The sequence below is a fragment of the Acidovorax sp. GW821-FHT09A11 genome, assembly GCF_059418365.1.
In genome coordinates this window covers 118,105-135,682 of sequence record NZ_JBWKPS010000008.1, presented here as the reverse complement: position 1 = coordinate 135,682, position 17,578 = coordinate 118,105, and the positions used below count along the sequence as shown (strand labels likewise).

Here is a 17,578-nt window from a genome sequence, read left to right as displayed (position 1 = left end):
TGAAAGGGATGGTGGGACGGCCGGTGCGGCGCTGCCGGCCATGCTGGCGGCACCGGGGGTGGCCGCGAGTGTTACACAGCCCGGTGCGCGGAATCCAGCGGCAGCGGCCCTGGCGCCGCATTAGCATCAGCCCATGCCCGCCATAAGCACCACTAATGCGATTGCGCCAGCCCCCGCGGGCACGGTCGGCGCGGGCGCCGCGGCCCCCGTGCCCTGGCTGGTGCCCGCATTGTTGCTGGGGGCGGTATCGGGTGCTGCGCTGCAGTTGCAGCAGCCCGCGCTGTGGTCCGCGGCCGCCTATGCGGCGCTGCTGGTGGTGGCATGCGCGCTGGGGTGGTGCGCGCGCGCGGTCCACGGGCGCCCTCGTGCGGCGGCGGGGCGCGGGGCCCGCGCGGCGGCCACCGTGCTCGCGCTGTGCGCCGGCTCGCTGGCGATGTTCGCGGGGGCCGGGCTGCGGGCCGTGGACTACATGGAAGAAGGCCTGGCGCCCGCGCTGGAAGGGCAGGACATCCGTGTCACCGGCGTGGTGGCCGCCATGCCGCAGGCCAACGAGGCCGGAACCCGGCTGCGCATGGACGTGGAGGCCGCGCGCCTGAACGGCTCCCCCGTGGCCCTGCCCACGCGCATCGAAGTGGCCTGGTACGGGGGGCCGTTCCTTGATCCCGGCGGAGCGGTGGACCTGCAGCGCCAGCCGCCCGCCTTGAAGGCGGGTGACCGCTGGGCGCTGACGGTGCGGCTGAAGGCTCCGCACGGGCTGCGCAACCCGCACGGGTTTGACTACGAACTGTGGATGTGGGAGCAGGGGGTGCAGGCCACGGGATATGTGCGCGCGGGCCCCAGGGATGAGCCTCCGGTGCATCTGCAATCGACCTGGCGGCATCCCGTGGAGCGGCTGCGGCAATCCGTGCGCGACGCGATCCTGGACCGCCTGGCCCGCGACGTGCACGGCGACGACCCCGCCCGCGCACGCATCGCGGGCGTGGTGGCGGCTTTGGTGACGGGTGACCAGCGTGCCATCGACCGTGCCGACTGGGACGTGTTCCGCGCCACGGGCGTCGCGCACCTCATGAGCATTTCGGGCCTTCACATCACGCTGTTCGCATGGCTGGCCGCGCTGGCGGTGGGGGCGTTGTGGCGAAGGTCCACGCGGCTGTGCCTGGCGGTGCCCGCGCCGTCCGCCGCGCTGGCCGCCGGGGTGGCGCTGGCCGCGGCGTACGCCGTTTTCAGCGGCTGGGGCGTGCCTGCGCAACGCACGGTGACCATGCTGGGCGCCATCGCCCTGCTGCAGCTGTGCGGCCGCCGCTGGCCGTGGCCGCAGGTGTGGCTGCTGGCGTGCGCGGCCGTGGTGGTGGCGGACCCCTGGGCGCTCGCGCAGGCAGGCTTCTGGCTCAGCTTTGTCGCCGTGGGTATCTTGTTTGCTACTAATTCAGTAGCTGATGGCGCTTATCCATCCAGCGCTAGGCAGCGTTTTCATGCCTTGGTGCGCGAGCAGTGGGTGGTGACGCTGGCCCTCACGCCCCTGACCCTGCTGCTGTTCGGCCAGGTGTCCGTGGTGGGCTTTGCCGCCAATCTGGTGGCGATTCCCTGGGTCACCCTGGTGGTCACTCCGCTGGCACTGGGCGGGGTGCTGTGGCCGCCGCTCTGGAGCCTGGCCGCCTTCGGCCTGCAGCCGCTGGCGGTACTGCTGCAATGGCTGGCGCAGTGGCCCTGGGCCGTGCTCCACATGCCCGCGGCGCCGCTGTGGGCCGGCGTGCTGGCCGTGGCCGGGGGGGCGCTTGTGGCCGCGAGGTTGCCCTGGCGTCTGCGGTGGCTGGCCCTTCCGCTGCTGTGGCCCGCGCTGTGCTGGCAGCCCGCGCGGCCGGCGGCGGGACAGTTCGAATTGCTGGCGGCGGACATCGGCCAGGGCAATGCGGTGCTGGTGCGCACCGCGACCCACACCCTGCTGTACGACGCAGGGCCGCGTTTCAGCCGCGAAAGCGACGCGGGCCACCGCGTGCTGGTGCCGCTGCTGCGGGCGCTGGGCGAGCGCGTGGACGTGCTCATGCTCAGCCACCGCGATGCCGACCACACGGGCGGCGCGGCGGCGGTGCTGGCCCAGCAGCCGGGGGCCGAACTCACTGGTTCCATCGAGGCTGAGCACACGCTGCAGGCACTGCGCCCCGTCAGGCCCTGCGTGGCGGGCCAGCGGTGGACATGGGATGGCGTGTCTTTCGAGGTGCTGCACCCGGGGGCACAAGACGCCGCCGCGCCCACCGCCCGGCCCAACGCGCTCAGTTGCACGCTGCGCATCGCGGCCGCCGCAGAAAAAGGGGAAAGGGGCTCCGTCGCGCTGCTGGCCGGTGACATCGAGGCCGCCCAGGAGCAGGCCCTGCTGGCGCGGGGCGCCGCGGTGCAGGCCGACGTGCTGCTCGTGCCCCACCACGGGAGCAAGACCTCGTCCTCGCCGGCGTTTCTGGGGGCCGTGGCACCGCGCACTGCTTTGGTGCAGGCGGGCTACCGCAACCGCTTTGGCCACCCTGCGGCCGAGGTGCTGCAGCGCTACCGGGAGCGGGGGATCCGCGTGGTGGAGTCGTCCCGCTGCGGGGCTGCCGCGTGGTCGTCGGCGCAACCCGCGCGGGTGGCGTGTGAACGCGACGTCGGCGCGCGGTACTGGCAGCATCGCATGGCACCGTGGCCGGAGTGATCTGCGGGCGCGGCGGGCCCGCCGGCCTGCCGATGCACGGGGCCCCGGAAAGATTTTGAGCTGGTTCGGGGAGTGCGGGCGTACAACTTGCTATCCTGACAGCAGGAGGCCAGTTCATGCAGAAATTTGACGAGATGTACGCCATGCTGCCTTTCGATGGCAGCGATGTGCGGGAACACTACAAGCGCTATGCGCAGTGGTTGAACAAACAGCCCCCTGACGTGATGCAGGCCCGCCGGGCCGAGGCCGAGATGATCTTCCGGCGCGTGGGCATCACCTTTGCCGTCTACGGCGCCAAGGATGAGGGCGGGGCGGGCAACGAGCGGCTGATCCCGTTCGACCTGATTCCCCGCATCATCCCGGCCCACGAGTGGAGCAGCATGCAGCAGGGGCTGGTGCAGCGGGTCACGGCCCTCAACCGCTTCATCCACGACGTGTACCACGGCCAGGACATCATCCGCGCCGGCATCGTGCCCGCCGATCTCATCCTCAACAATGCCCAGTACCGGCCGGAGATGGCCGGCGTGCAGGTGCCCAAGAACATCTACGCGCACATCGCCGGCATCGATATCGTGCGCGCCCCCAATGCACAGGGCGAGGGCGAGTACTACGTGCTGGAGGACAACCTGCGCGTGCCCAGCGGCGTGAGCTACATGCTCGAGAACCGCAAGATGATGATGCGGCTCTTCCCCGAGCTGTTCAGCCTGCACAAGGTGGCGCCGGTGGCGCATTACCCCGACATGCTGCTGGAGACCCTGCGCGCCAGCGCGCCCGCCACGGCCGACGAGCCCACGGTGGTGGTCCTGACACCCGGCATGCACAACAGCGCGTACTTCGAGCATGCCTTCCTGGCCCAGCAGATGGGCGTGGAGCTGGTCGAAGGGCAGGACCTCGTGGTCAAGGACAAGTTCGTCTACATGCGCACCACGCGCGGCCTGCAGCGGGTGGACGTGATTTACCGCCGCGTGGACGACGACTTCCTCGACCCGCAGGTGTTCCGCCGCAACTCCACGCTGGGCTGCCACGGCCTCATGGAGGCGTACCGCGCCGGCAATGTCGGCATCTGCAATGCGGTGGGCACGGGCGTGGCCGACGACAAGTCGGTCTACCCCTACGTGCCCGAGATGATCCGCTTCTACCTGGGCCAGGAGCCCATCCTGAAGAATGTGCCCACCTGGATGTGCCGCAAGCAGGACGACCTGCAGCACGTGCTGGCGAACCTGAAGGACCTGGTGGTCAAGGAAGTGCACGGCGCGGGCGGCTACGGCATGCTCATCGGCCCGGCGGCCACGCAGGCCGAGATCGAGGACTTCCGCCGCGCGCTGCTGGCCAACCCGGCAGGCTACATCGCGCAGCCCACGCTCAGCCTGTCCAGCTGCCCCACCTACGTGGAGAGCGGCATCGCGCCGCGCCACATCGACCTGCGCCCCTTCGTGCTCAGCGGCCGCGAGGTGCAGATGGTGGCGGGGGGGCTCACGCGCGTCGCGCTGCAGGAGGGTTCGCTGGTGGTGAATTCCTCGCAGGGCGGCGGGACAAAGGACACCTGGGTGCTGGGGGAGCACACCGCCGCGCCGGCGCTGCAGTCGCAATCCATGGGCGGCATGACGCAATCACAGGGAGGATTCTGAAATGCTGAGCCGCACCGCCGACCATCTGTTCTGGATGTCCAGGTACACCGAAAGGGCGGAAAACACCGCCCGCATGCTCAACGTGAGCTACGAAACCTCGCTGCTGCCCCAGTCCGCCGACGTGGCGCAGGAAGGCTGGGAAGGGCTGCTGTCCATCAGCGAGCTGATCCCGGCCTATGCCGCCAAGCATGGCAAGGTCACGCCGCAGCGCGTGCTCGAGTTCATGGTGCGCGACGGCGACAACCCCTCGTCCATCCTCTCGTGCCTGCGTGCCGCCCGCGAAAATGCGCGGGCCGTGCGTGGCGCCCTCACCACCGAGGTGTGGGAGACGCAGAACCAGACCTGGCTGGAACTGCACCGCCAGCTCGAAGGCAGCGCCTTCGAACGGGATCCGGGGCAGTTCTTCGAATGGGTGAAGTACCGCTCGCACCTGTCGCGCGGCGTGGTGCTGGGCACCATGCTGCAGGACGAGGCTTTTCATTTCCTGCGCATGGGCACCTTCCTGGAGCGGGCGGACAACACCGCGCGCCTGCTGGACGTGAAGTTCCATGCGGTGAAGAACGACTTCTTCGGCCGGGCCAGCGAGCGCAACCAGGAGAACGACTTCTACCATTGGAGCGCCATCCTGCGCAGCGTCTCGGCCTTCGAGGTCTACCGCAAGGTCTACCGCGACGTGATCACCCCCGGCCGCGTGGCCGACCTGCTGATCCTGCGCCGCGACATGCCCCGCTCGCTGCACGCCTGTCTGCGCGAAGTGGTGGACAACCTGGGCGTCGTGGCCAATCAGCAGTCGGCTGAAACGCAGCGCCGCGCGGGCCGCCTGCTGGCCGACCTGCAATATGGCCGCATCGACGAAATCCTGTCGACAGGGCTGCACGCGTTCCTCACGCAGTTCCTTGACCGGGTCAACGACCTGGGAGGGGGCATCAGCCGCGACTTCCTGGTGACCACGGGCGACTGAGCCGGCGCGATACCGAAAGAAACCCCGCACGGCAGGCGGGCGCAGGCTGGGGGCTCAGGCCCCCATGGCAGCAGATCCCTGGGGCCACTGCTGCGCCACGATGGTGCGGACATGTGCCACCGCCGAATCGCGGAGCGCATCGGTGCGCCAGCCGAGCTCGATGGCATAGCGCGGCATGGCGATCGGGCAGGGCAGAACCTGCAGGCCGGTCATCCGCGCGATCGCCTGGGCCGCATGCGCGGGCAGCGTGGCGACCGCGCGGGTTCCCGCCAGCAGGTAGGGCAGGGCGGCGAAATGCGTGGTGGATGCAATCACACGGCGCTTGTGGCCCGTGGCGGCCAGCACCTCGTCCACCACGCCGATGAAGCCGCCCGACGAGATGAGCACATGCTCGCGGTGCACGTAGTCCTCCACGCTCAGGCCGGGCGGGGCTGCGCCGCCGCGCCGCTTGCCCGCCCTGGCGACGGGGCCCGGCGCCACTGCGTCGATGAGGCAGGCGTACCCCCCTTCGCCCAGCGCCTGGTGGCTGAGCCAGCGTGTGGCGAATCCGCCGGCCGTGATCGCCAGGTCGATCTCGCGCGCCATGAGCATCTCGGCCACGATCTGGCTGTGCGTCTGCCGAAAGGCCAGGCGCAGGCCGGGCGCGTGCTGCGCCACGGCCCTCACCAGCGCCTGGCCCATCGCGATCTCGAAATCATCCGACATGCCGATCACCACGGACCGCCCCTGATAGCGCGCCCGGGGCGTGGAGCCCAGGGCGAGGCTCTCCCTGCATTTGTTCAGCGCTTCGCTGATCACGGGCTTGAGCTCCTGCGCGCGCAGCGTGGGCGCCAGGCCACGGCCAGTGCGGGTGAACAGCGGGTCGCCATATACATGGCGCAGCCGTGCCAGCGCCGCGCTCACGGCCGACTGGGTCACGCCCAGCCGCAGCGCCGCGCGCGTGGCCCCACCTTCCTCGTGCAAGGCCTCGAAGACGCGCAGGACGTTGAGATCAAATCCGATATCAATATCATTCATATCACTAAGCAACGGTGGCGGATTGATTCATCTTAGGGCTTTGGCAACACTGGGGGACCTCTTTCTCCCAAGGACTTCCACCATGCCCCTCACGACCGTTGCCGCCCTGCAGATCGGCTCTTCCCCCGCGGGTACCGCGCAGACGCTGGCCGATGTGCTCGCCCACGAGGCCGATATCCAGGCATCGGGCGCGCGGCTGGTGGTCATGCCCGAGGCCCTGCTGGGCGGCTACCCCAAGGGCGAGATCTTTGGCACGCGCCTGGGCTATCGCCTGCCGGAAGGGCGTGAGGCCTTCGCCCGGTACCACGCCAGCGCCATCGACGTGCCAGGGCCCGAGACGCAGGCACTGGCTGGCCTGTCGGCACGCACCGGCGCCACGCTCGTGCTCGGCGTGATCGAGCGCGCGGGCAGCACGCTGTACTGCACTGCCCTGTACTTCGACCCGGTGGAGGGGCTGGTGGCCAGGCACCGCAAGCTGATGCCCACCGGCACCGAGCGGCTGATATGGGGCATGGGAGATGGCTCCACCCTGCCGGTCGTCGAATCGGCCGCGGGCCGCGTGGGCGGCGTGATCTGCTGGGAGAACCACATGCCGCTGCTGCGCACCGCCATGTACGCGCAGGGTGTGCAGGTCTGGTGCGCGCCCACGGTGGACGAACGCGACATCTGGCAGTGCTCCATGCGCCACATCGCGCACGAGGGGCGCTGCTTCGTGATCAGCGCCTGCCAGGTGCAGCCGTCGCCGCGTGAGCTGGGGGTGGAGGCGCCGGGGTGGGAGCCGGACCGGCCGCTCATCCGCGGCAACAGCGTGATCGTCGGGCCGCTGGGCGACGTGCTGGCGGGTCCGCTGCAGGGCCGGACAGGCTTGCTCACCGCGCAGATCGATGTGGAGGAGCTGGTGCGCGCGCGCTATGACTTCGATGTGGTCGGCCACTATGCACGGCCGGATATCTTCAATCTGCAGGTCGACCGCCGCGCCAGGCACACCGTGGCGTTCACCGACTGAGCGCGCGGCCAAGGCCCGCAGTGAGAGTGCCAGGAAAGCCGCATACGCCATGACCACACAGATTCCCCCCACCCCCGATCCATCACACGCCTGGGGTTTCCGCACCCTTGCGGTCCATGCGGGCCAGGCACCCGATCCCGGCACGGGGGCCATCGCGACACCCATCGTCGCAACCTCGGCCTTTGCCTATGACGATTTTGATGCGGGCGTGAGCCGCTTCAATGGCGATGCGCCTGGCTACGTCTACAGCCGATTCGCCAACCCGACCGTCGCCGCCTTCGAGCGCAAGATGGCCCTGCTGGAAGGTGCCCCCGCCGCCGTCGGGTTCGCCAGCGGCATGGCGGCCATCAGCGCGAGCCTGATCGGCCTGCTCTCGGCGGGCGATACCGTCGCCTGCGTCGGCACGCTCTATGGCGGCACCGATGGCGTGATGCGCACGCTGCTGCCGCGCCTGGGCATCGGCGTGCGGCATTTCGCCACCGTGGAGGGTTTGCAGGAGGGCCTCCCCACGGGCACGCGCATCGTCTACGTGGAGACGCCCAGCAACCCGACGCTGGAAGTGACCGACCTGGAGCAGGTGGCGCAGGTGGCCCGGCGGGCGGGCGCGATCAGCATCGCCGACAACACCTTCGCCACGCCTTACCTCACCCGGCCACGGGCGCTGGGCATCGATGTGGTGGTGCATTCGGCGACCAAGTTCATCAGTGGCCACGGCGACGCCACTGGCGGAGCGGCCGTGGGCTCCGTGGAGCTGATGAATGCGATTCGTTCGGCGGGCATGGGCCAGCTGGGCGGGTGCCTCAGCCCGCACGAGGCGGCGATGCTGCTGCGCGGGCTCAAGACGCTGCCGCTGCGCGTGCAGGCCGCCTGCGCATCGGCGCATGCGCTGGCCCACGGCCTTGACCGCCATCCTGCGGTGGAGCGCGTGTATTACCCCGGCCTGGGCGACCATCCCGGGCATGCGGTGGCGGCGCGCCAGATGCGCCACTTCGGCAGCATTCTGGCGTTCGACCTGCGGGGCGGGCGCGAGGCCGCGCGGCACTTCCTCGACCGCTTGTGCATCGTGACCCAGGCCGTGTCCGTGGGCGATGCCGATTCGCTGGCCTGCCACCCCGCATCCACCACCCACCGCGGCATGCCCGAGGCCGTGCGGCGCGCCAACGGGGTGTCGGATGCGCTGGTGCGCATGAGCATCGGCATCGAGGATGTGCAGGACCTCCAGGCCGACGTGGTGCAGGCGCTAGGCTGACGCCGGCGGCTGCTGCCTGCTGCTACTACTCCTGGGCGTTGCGCTTTTGGTCGCGCAGCATGAAGAGGTACAGGCTTTCGACCTTCTCGCGCGCCCACGGCGTCTTGCGCAGGAACTTCAGGCTGGAGCCCACGCTGGGGTCGCTCTGGAAACAGCGGATGGGGATTTGCCGGCCGAGTTCATCCCAGCCAAAGTAGTCGGCCAGCCCGACCACCATGGCTTCCAGGGTCACGCCGTGCAGGGGGTTGCGCTGCTGCCTGGCGGGGGCTTGGGGTGTGGACGCCGGCGCGCCGGCGGGTGCTGCTGTGGGCGCGGGGGCTTCCTGGGTCGCGGGGTCTGGGCGGGGCTCGGTGGCGTTCATGGACCCAAGCATAAGGCCGCGGGCGGCGGGGTCAAGCAACCCGCTGGAGCCCGGTTTCACGCTGGCACAGCTCTGCCGCCCAGTCCACGAAGGCCCGCACCTTCGCGCTCAGGTGCCGGTTGGGGGGGTACACCACATACACGGGCAGCAGCGGCTGGGTCCACTCCGGCAGCAGCCGCACCAGCGTACCCTCTTGCAGGTGCCGCTCGGCCTGGTAGCTCGTGATCTGGCCGATCCCGAGGCCCGCCACGATGGAGGTCACGTAGGCATTGCTCTCGTTGACGCTCAGCTGGTAGGGGCCCGTGATGTCGATGGACTCGTCGCCCTTGCGGAACTCCAGCGGGTAGTGCCGGCCGGTCTGGGGGGAAAAGTAGATCACGCTGGCGTGCTTTTCCTCGATCTCCAGCGGGTGGGCGGGCGAGCCCTTGCGCGACACGTAGTCGGGCGAGGCCACCGTGATGAATTCCAGGTTGCCGATGCGCCGGGCCACCAGCGACTGGTCGCTGAGCTCGCCCCCGCGGATCACGCAGTCCACGTTGTCGCCGATCAGGTCCACGATGCGGTCGCTCACCCCCAGGTCCAGCTGGATGTCGGGGTAGCGGGCATGGAACTCCGCCAGGTGCGGGATGATGAGCAATTGCGCCATGGACGTTCCGACGTCGATGCGCAGGCGCCCGCGTGGATTCGCGCGCGCGTTGGTCATGCTGGCCTCGATGTCGTCCAGATCGGTCAGCAGGCGCACCGTGCGGTCGTAGTAGGCGGCGCCGTCCGGCGTCACCGTCACACGCCGGGTGGTGCGGTTGAGCAGCTTCACGCGCAGGCGCTCCTCCAGCGCCTGCACATGCTTGGTCACGGTGGCTTTGGGCAGCGAGAGCGAATCCGCCGCCCGGGTAAACGTGCCGGCCTCCACCACCCGCACGAATATGCGCATGGCCTGTATCTGGTCCATGGCTTCTCCTTGAATCTGGAACTACAGCACCCACCAGTGGGTGCTGAGGAATTCTCACACGCGCGCCACCCCGTGATTGTTGAGCTTTTGGAAACAGTGCGGTGGTGTTTGGCCTGTTTATCCCGAAGGCACAAGCTACTACATTTGACCCATCGTTCACCTACCTTCACCCACTGGGTACATGCCATGCAGCCCGACCAACCGTCTTCGCCATCCTCCACACCGCAGCCTGCCGCAGCGCCCGCCAAGGCAGCCCGTGCGCCTGGGTCCGCTTCCAAGGCGGCGGCGTCCGTGTGCTCCGATGCCACCATCGAGGTGACCAAGGGGCAGGACGTGGCGGTGCGCATGTACGGCCGCAAGAAGTCCGGACAGGCCTCGCCCGTGGTGGTGCATTTTCATGGCGGGGCCTTCGTGTCGGGGGATCTCGACAACGGCTGCACCGTGGCGTCCCTGCTGGAGGGCGTGGGGGCCGTGGTGGTTTCCGTGGCTTACCCGCTCACTCCGTTTCCGCAGCCCGTGGACACGGGCTATGACGTGCTCAAGTGGGTGCACCGCAACCGGGTCAAGCTCGGCGGGCAGGGCGCGCTGGTCTATCTGGCCGGGGAAGAGGCGGGCGGCAACCTGGCTGCCGCCGTGGGCCTGATGGCGCGGGACCAGTCGCACCCGCCGCTGGCCGGGCAGATTCTCCTGTCCCCCATGCTCGACCCCTGTGTGGGCACGGCCTCGTTGCGCGAAGCCACGGGCAACGCCACGGGCTGCAAGTGGACGGAAGGCTGGCGCAATTTCCTGCGCTGCCCCCGCGATGCCGAGCACCCCTATGCCGTGCCGGCGTCCGCGCACCGGCTCTCGGGCCTGCCGCCCACGCTCGTGCTGGTGGGGGACACCGACCCCATGCACGACGAGGCACTGGCCTACGCCGCGCGGCTGGAGGCTGCGGGCCTGCAGGTCACGCGCCATGTGTTCTCCAAGACCGCCCAGTGGCCCGATGCGCTGCTGCAGACCGGCCAGCACGAATGTCCGTGCGCCGCGGGCGCCCAGGACCAGTTCCGGATGTTCTTTGAGGCCACCCGATGTCCGGTGCCCTCCTGAAGACCCTGGCCGCAGAAAGTCATTGACCTCAACTTAAGTTGAGGTTCGATACTTCGGCCTCTCAACAATCCATTTGCATTCTTTGCACTGATTTTCCGGCCTGGCGTGCCGGAGGGAGAGGCTTTGCCCGCGCATGCCTCCCCCCTGTGCCCGACGCCACTGATTTGAACGACACGGAGGAAAGAAAACACCATGAGCACACCCATCTTTTTGCCCGCCGGCTGCGGCGGCTGTCACACCACCCAGCGCCAAAGCGTCTGTTGACGTGCAAGCGCCCATGGGCCCGCGCGCTGCGTTCCGGGCTTGACCTTCTCACCGTGTCATTGCCCAGATTCGCACCTGCGCCGCCGCACTGACACCTGCCTGCACCAGTGCACTGACACCTGCTGTGGCAGAAAACCTTCCATGGCGTGCCCGCGAAGGCCGCCCTTATGACCGAAAGTGACCATGAACTCCAATCCTCTCTCCCACAAGAGCCGCCCGCTGGGCCTGGCCACCCTGGCCACCGCCGTGACGGCCGCCGTAGCCGCCGCCATCCTTGTTTTCCAGGCGCCCGTGGCGCAGGCCGATGGCACCCCTGCGGCGCCACCGGCCATGCCCGTGTCGGTGGCTGCCGTGCTGCAAAAGGACATCGCCCTGTGGGACGAGTTCTCCGGCCGGCTCGAAGCCGTGCAGCGTGTGGACGTGCGGCCGCGCGTCTCGGGTGCCGTGCAGGCCGTGCACTTCCGTGAAGGCTCGCTGGTGAAGCAGGGTGATCTGCTCGTGACCGTGGACCCGGCACCCTACGCCGCCGAGGTGGACCGTGCCGAGGCGCAGGTGGTGGCCGCGCAGGCCCGCGTGTCGTACACCCGCAGCGAAATGGAGCGGGCCACGCGCCTGCTCGAAGAGCGCGCCATTGCCCAGCGCGAGCACGACGAACGCCTGAACGCGCAGCGCGAGGCCGATGCCAACCTGCGCGCCGCCCAGGCCGCGCTGCAGACCGCCAGGCTGAACCTCGGCTACACCCAGGTGCGCGCCCCGGTGGCGGGCCGTGTGGGCCGCATCGAAGTCACCGTGGGCAACCTGGTGGCCGCCGGTGCGGGCGCCCCCGTGCTGACCACGCTGGTGTCCGTGAGCCCCATCTACGCGAGCTTCGATACCGACGAGCAGATCGTGGTGAAGGCCCTGGCGGACCTGCAAAGCGGCCAGCGCGGCCACAGCGCGCGCCAGCTCATCGAGCGCATTCCCGTGCAGATGGGCACCGGCACCACGGGCGGCACGCCGCATGCCGGCCGCCTGCAGCTCATCGACAACCAGGTCGATGCCAAGAGCGGCACGGTGCGTGTGCGCGCGGTGTTCGACAACGAAGACGGCGCCTTGATGCCCGGCCAGTTCGCGCGCATCCGCATGGGCCAGGCCCGCAACACGCAGGCACTGCTCATCAACGAGCGTGCCGTGGGCACCGACCAGAACAAGAAGTTCGTGATGGTGGTGGGCGAGGGCAACAAGGCCGAGTACCGCGAGGTCACCCTGGGCGCGCCGATTGACGGCCTGCGCGTGGTCACCTCGGGCCTCAAGGCGGGCGAGAACATCGTCGTCAACGGCCTGCAGCGCGTGCGCCCCGGTGCCGTGGTGGCACCCCAGCCCGTGCCCATGACCGCGAAGGCCGAGATTGCGGGTGATCGCAAGGAAGCCAAGAACAACAGCAAGTCGCCCGCCGCCTGAGCGGGAGCGACGCAAGGAATTTGCATCCATGAATCTATCCCGCTTCTTCATCGACCGCCCCATCTTTGCGGGGGTGCTGTCGGTGCTCATCTTCCTCGGAGGGCTCATCGCATTGCGCGGTCTGCCCATCTCCGAATACCCTGAAGTCGCGCCGCCCTCCGTGGTGGTGCGCGCACAGTACCCCGGCGCCAACCCCAAGGTGATCGCCGAGACCGTGGCCACGCCGCTGGAGGAGTCCATCAACGGCGTGGAAGGCATGCTCTACATGGGCAGCCAGGCCACCACCGACGGCGTGATGACGCTCACGGTGACGTTCCAGCTGGGCACCGACCCCGACAAGGCACAGCAGCTGGTGCAAAACCGCGTCTCGCAGGCCGAGCCGCGCCTGCCCGAGGAAGTGCGCCGCCTGGGCGTCACCACCGTGAAGAGCGCGCCGGACCTGACCATGGTGGTCCACCTGGTCTCGCCCAACAACCGCTATGACATCGACTACCTGCGCAACTACGCGGTGCTCAATGTGAAGGACCGGCTCGCCCGCATTGGCGGCGTGGGCCAGGTGCAGATCTTCGGCGGCGGCGACTACTCCATGCGTGTGTGGCTCGACCCGCAGAAGGTCGCGCAGCGCGGCCTCTCGGCCAGCGACGTGGTGACCGCCATCCGCGGCCAGAACGTGCAGGCCGCCGCCGGCGTGGTGGGCGCATCGCCCGGCCTGCCGGGCGTGGACCTGCAACTGTCCATCAACGCGCAGGGCCGCCTGCAGACCGAGGAAGAGTTCGGCGACATCATCGTCAAGACCGGTGCCGACGGCGCGGTGACGCGCCTGCGCGACATTGCCCGCCTGGAGCTGGGTGCGGCCGACTACTCGCTGCGCTCGCTGCTCAACAACGACCCGGCCGTGGGCATGGGCGTGTTCCAGGCGCCGGGCTCCAACGCGCTCGACATCTCGGCCAACGTGCGCAAGACCATGGACGAGATCCAGAAGAACATGCCCGAAGGCGTGGAGTACCGCATTGCCTACGACCCCACGCAGTTCGTGCGTGCCTCGATCAAGTCCGTGATCCACACGCTGCTCGAAGCCATCGCCCTCGTGGTGCTGGTGGTGATCCTATTCCTGCAGACCTGGCGCGCCTCCATCATCCCGCTGCTGGCCGTGCCGGTGTCGGTGGTGGGCACGTTCGCGGTGCTGCACCTGCTGGGATTTTCGATCAATGCGCTGTCGCTCTTCGGCCTGGTGCTGGCCATCGGCATCGTGGTGGATGACGCCATCGTGGTGGTGGAGAACGTGGAGCGCAACATCGAGGCGGGCCTGACCCCGCGCGAGGCCACCTACCGCGCCATGCGTGAAGTGTCTGGCCCCATCATCGCCATCGCATTGGTGCTGGTGGCGGTGTTCGTGCCGCTGGCCTTCATCAGCGGGCTCACGGGCCAGTTCTACCGCCAGTTCGCGGTCACGATCGCGATCTCCACGGTGATCTCGGCGATCAACTCGCTGACCCTGTCGCCCGCACTCAGTGCATTGCTGCTCAAGGGCCACAACGAGCCCAAGGATGCGCTCACGCGCGGCATGGACAAGGTGTTCGGTGGCCTGTTCCGGGGCTTCAACCGCCTGTTCCATCGCGGCTCCGAGGCCTACAGCGGCGGCGTCAAGCGCGTCATTGGCCGCAAGGCACTGATGTTTGTGATCTACCTGGCCCTGGTGGGTGCCACGGTGGGGCTGTTCAAGATCGTGCCCGGCGGCTTCGTGCCCGCGCAGGACAAGCAGTACCTGATCGGCTTTGCCCAGCTGCCCGACGGCGCCACGCTGGACCGCACCGAGAACGTGATCCGCCGCATGGGCGAGATCATGAAGGAGAACCCGAACGTCGAAGACGCGATCGCCTTCCCGGGTCTGTCGATCAACGGCTTCACCAACAGCTCGAACTCGGGCATCGTGTTCGCCACGCTCAAGCCCTTTGCCGAGCGCACCCGCGCCGACCAGAGCGGCGGCGCCGTGGCAGGGCAGCTGAACCAGGCGTTCGGCGGCATCCAGGATGCGTTCATCGCCATGTTCCCGCCGCCCCCGGTGGCGGGGCTGGGCACCACGGGTGGCTTCAAGCTGCAGATCGAAGACCGCGCCTCGCTGGGCTACGAAGCCATGGATGGCGCCGTGAAGGCCTTCATGGCCAAGGCCTACCAGACGCCCGAACTGGCCGGCCTGTTCACGAGCTGGCAGGTCAACGTGCCGCAGCTGTACGCCAACATCGACCGCACCAAGGCGCGCCAGCTGGGCGTGCCCGTGACGGATGTGTTCGACACGCTGCAGATCTACCTGGGCAGCCTGTACGCCAACGACTTCAACCAGTTCGGACGCACCTACAGCGTGCGCGTGCAGGCCGATGCGGCCTACCGCGCGCGGGCCGAGGACGTGGGCCTTCTCAAGGTGCGCTCCACCACCGGCGAGATGGTGCCGCTGTCGGCGCTGATGAAGATGGAGCCCAGCTTCGGCCCCGAGCGTGCCATGCGCTACAACGGTTATCTGGCGGCGGACATCAATGGCGGCCCCGCGCCCGGCTTCTCGTCGGGCCAGGCCCAGGCGGCCGTCGAGCGCATCGCCGCCGAGACGCTGCCCCAGGGCATCACGTTCGAGTGGACCGAGCTGACCTACCAGGAAATCCTGGCCGGCAACTCCGCCGTGCTGGTGTTCCCGCTGGCCATCCTGCTGGTGTTCCTGGTGCTGGCCGCGCAGTACGAAAGCCTGACGCTGCCCATTGCCATCATCCTGATCGTGCCCATGGGCCTGCTGGCGGCGATGACGGGTGTGTGGCTGAGCAAGGGCGACAACAACGTGTTCACGCAGATCGGACTCATCGTGCTGGTGGGGCTGTCGGCCAAGAACGCGATCCTGATCGTGGAGTTTGCGCGCGAGCTGGAGTTTGCGGGCCGCACACCGGTGCAGGCCGCCATCGAGGCCAGCCGCCTGCGGCTGCGCCCCATCCTGATGACCTCGCTGGCCTTCGTGATGGGGGTGCTGCCCCTGGTGCTGTCCACCGGTGCGGGCGCCGAGATGCGCAGCGCCATGGGCGTGGCGGTGTTCGCCGGGATGATTGGTGTGACGGCCTTCGGCCTGTTCCTCACGCCCGTGTTCTACGTGCTGCTGCGCAAGCTGGCAGGCAACCGCCCGCTGGTGGAGCATGGCGCGCATGTGGCGCCCATCTCGCACACCCCGGGCAGCGGCGGCATCTCCCACCCCGTGCTGGCCGCGCCCCGCAAGGAGCACGAATGATGCACACGACCACAACGACCTTTGTGGCCCTGGACGCTCGCGCCACGCTGCAGGATGCAGCGGGTGTATTCGATGGGGCCGGAGACCAAGCATGACCGATTCGTTATTGAAGAACTCCCCTGACGTCGCCCCAGCGGTGCGCAAGCGCAGCCTGCTGGCGCCCCTGGCCGCCGCCCTGGTGCTGGCCGGCTGCATGACGCAGCCCGTGGCCCCCGCGCCGCATGCGGGCGTGCCCGTGCCCACCCGCTTCACCGCCGGCGGCGACACGCTGCCCACGGCACCCTGGACGGTCGCCGCCCCCGCCGAGGCGCAGCCGCGCGGCGAATGGTGGCTGGGCTTTCAAGACCCGGTGCTGGCCGACCTGGTGCAGCGTGCGGGCACGGCCAATACCAGCATCCAGCAGGCCGCCGCGCGGCTGGCCGAGGCGCGCTCGCTGCTGCGCTCTGCCGACGCCGCCCGCTCGGTGCAGGTGGGCGCCTCGGCCGGCGTGGCGCGCCAGGCAGGCGCTGCCACCACCGGCAGCGCGGCACCCGCCACGCTGGGCACTGCGGGGCTCAACGCCTCCTACGAGCTGGACCTGTTCGGCCGCCTCTCGCAAACCAGCGACGCCGCGCGCCTGGACGCCGACACGCGCGAAGCCCTGCTGCAAAGCACGCGCCTCATGGTGCAGGCCGATGTGGCGCAAACCTATCTGCAACTGCGCGCCGTGCAGGCCGAGCAGGTGCTGGTGCAGGAGAGCCTGGCCGCCTACGAAGGCACGCTGCGCCTCACGCAGCGCCGCCTGCAGGCGGGCGACGTGGCTGAACTGGACGTGGCCCGCGTGCAGACCGAAGTGGCCGCCACGGAGTCCGACGCCCTGGCCCTGCAGCGCCAGCAGGCCCTGCTGACCAACGCCCTGGCCGTGCTGGCGGGCGAGGTGGCCAGCGGCTTTGTTCTGGCCCCCGCCACGGGCGACGCGGCGCTGCCGGTGATCCCGCCCGGCGTGCCCGGCACCGTGCTGGCCCGCCGCCCCGATGTGTCGGCCGCCCAGACCGCCGTGCTGGCCGCGCAGGCCCGCGTGGGCGTGGCGCAGAAGGCGTGGTTCCCGGCCGTCACGCTCACGGGCAACGCGGGGCATGCATCGCCGGAGCTGGGTGATTTGTTCAAGTGGTCCGCCCGCGCCTGGGGTGTGGGTGCGCTGCTGTCGCTGCCGATCTTTGACGGCGGCCAGCGCGATGCGCAGATCGAGGGGGCGAAGGCCCGGCTCGAAGCCGCGCTGGCCGACCACCGGGGCCAGGTGCTCAATGCCTTCCGCGACGTGGAGGATCAGTTGACCTCGCTGCGCCTGTTGTCCGGCCAGGCCGAGGCCCAGGCGCGAGCGGTGACCGCCGCGCGCCGTGCGACGCAGCTGTCGGACGCGCGGTACCGCAACGGCCTGGTGAGCCAGCTCGAACTGCTGGACGCCCGCCGCAGCGAGCTGCGCAACCGCCGTCAGGCATTGCAGGTGCGCACGGCGCAATACGTCGCCACGGTGGGCCTCATCCGGGCGCTGGGGGGTGGCTGGGGTGGGGAGGCAACCGCCCAGGTGGCCGCCGCGTCCGCGCAGTAGGTGCAAGCGGGGAGCGGCGGCGCGCCCTGCGCGTGGCCACCGCACGGGTGGCCCACGGCCGCCAATAGCCAGCTCCGCGGG

Annotated in this window: 12 protein-coding genes; 9 read left to right on the top strand and 3 right to left on the bottom strand. The window is 69.4% G+C overall.

All coding sequences use genetic code 11. The annotated features are described in order from the left end of the window. Nucleotides 1–133: 133 nt before the first annotated feature. The 3 genes from AC07PV_RS19640 to AC07PV_RS19630 all read left to right on the top strand — a co-directional run bounded on the left by AC07PV_RS19640 (nucleotide 134) and on the right by AC07PV_RS19630 (nucleotide 5,272). Nucleotides 134–2,683, top strand: coding sequence for a DNA internalization-related competence protein ComEC/Rec2 (locus tag AC07PV_RS19640; protein ID WP_494631103.1), 2,550 nt, complete (start codon nucleotides 134–136; stop codon nucleotides 2,681–2,683). A 116-nt stretch (nucleotides 2,684–2,799) separates the two neighbouring features. Continuing rightward, nucleotides 2,800–4,311: a circularly permuted type 2 ATP-grasp protein gene (locus AC07PV_RS19635; protein ID WP_218295433.1), complete on the top strand. Its 1,512-nt coding sequence runs from the start codon at nucleotides 2,800–2,802 to the stop codon at nucleotides 4,309–4,311. 1 nt (nucleotide 4,312) lies between these two features. Further along, nucleotides 4,313–5,272 carry an alpha-E domain-containing protein gene (locus AC07PV_RS19630; RefSeq protein ID WP_218295432.1) on the top strand — a complete coding sequence of 320 codons (960 nt, stop codon included), beginning with the start codon at nucleotides 4,313–4,315 and terminating at the stop codon, nucleotides 5,270–5,272. A gap of 54 nt (nucleotides 5,273–5,326) precedes the next feature. Here AC07PV_RS19630 and AC07PV_RS19625 read toward each other — a convergent pair whose 3' ends face one another. Beyond that, nucleotides 5,327–6,289, bottom strand: coding sequence for a LysR family transcriptional regulator (locus AC07PV_RS19625; protein ID WP_494631101.1), 963 nt, complete (start codon nucleotides 6,287–6,289; stop codon nucleotides 5,327–5,329). Between the two features lie 82 nt (nucleotides 6,290–6,371). Here AC07PV_RS19625 and AC07PV_RS19620 point away from each other — a divergent pair, with 82 nt between their 5' ends. Next, nucleotides 6,372–7,295 carry a carbon-nitrogen hydrolase family protein gene (locus tag AC07PV_RS19620; RefSeq protein ID WP_218295430.1) on the top strand — a complete coding sequence of 308 codons (924 nt, stop codon included), beginning with the start codon at nucleotides 6,372–6,374 and terminating at the stop codon, nucleotides 7,293–7,295. Between the two features lie 49 nt (nucleotides 7,296–7,344). Next, complete coding sequence (locus AC07PV_RS19615) at nucleotides 7,345–8,544, top strand: trans-sulfuration enzyme family protein (protein WP_492244060.1); 1,200 nt, start codon at nucleotides 7,345–7,347, stop codon at nucleotides 8,542–8,544. A gap of 25 nt (nucleotides 8,545–8,569) precedes the next feature. Here the strand turns inward: AC07PV_RS19615 and AC07PV_RS19610 are convergent, their stop codons facing one another. Both AC07PV_RS19610 and AC07PV_RS19605 read right to left on the bottom strand, forming a co-directional pair. Continuing rightward, nucleotides 8,570–8,905, bottom strand: coding sequence for a VF530 family protein (locus AC07PV_RS19610; RefSeq protein ID WP_494631099.1), 336 nt, complete (start codon nucleotides 8,903–8,905; stop codon nucleotides 8,570–8,572). 31 nt (nucleotides 8,906–8,936) lie between these two features. Then, a complete protein-coding gene (locus tag AC07PV_RS19605; protein ID WP_494595217.1) occupies nucleotides 8,937–9,854 on the bottom strand; it encodes a LysR family transcriptional regulator in 918 nt (305 codons plus the stop codon). Between the two features lie 186 nt (nucleotides 9,855–10,040). Between AC07PV_RS19605 and AC07PV_RS19600 the strand changes: the two genes are divergently transcribed. The 4 genes from AC07PV_RS19600 (at nucleotide 10,041) to AC07PV_RS19585 (ending at nucleotide 17,497) form a co-directional block, all read left to right on the top strand. Then, nucleotides 10,041–10,943, top strand: a complete 903-nt coding sequence (locus AC07PV_RS19600) for an alpha/beta hydrolase (protein ID WP_494631098.1) — start codon at nucleotides 10,041–10,043, stop codon at nucleotides 10,941–10,943. A gap of 447 nt (nucleotides 10,944–11,390) precedes the next feature. Further along, nucleotides 11,391–12,647, top strand: a complete 1,257-nt coding sequence (locus AC07PV_RS19595; protein WP_218295425.1) for an efflux RND transporter periplasmic adaptor subunit — start codon at nucleotides 11,391–11,393, stop codon at nucleotides 12,645–12,647. A gap of 28 nt (nucleotides 12,648–12,675) precedes the next feature. Further along, on the top strand, nucleotides 12,676–15,909 hold the full coding sequence (locus AC07PV_RS19590) for an efflux RND transporter permease subunit (protein WP_492253571.1): 3,234 nt from the start codon (nucleotides 12,676–12,678) through the stop codon (nucleotides 15,907–15,909). A gap of 91 nt (nucleotides 15,910–16,000) precedes the next feature. Next, the gene (locus tag AC07PV_RS19585) at nucleotides 16,001–17,497 is read left to right on the top strand and encodes an efflux transporter outer membrane subunit (protein WP_492253570.1); all 1,497 of its coding nucleotides are present in this window, start codon (nucleotides 16,001–16,003) and stop codon (nucleotides 17,495–17,497) included. Nucleotides 17,498–17,578 lie beyond the last annotated feature (81 nt).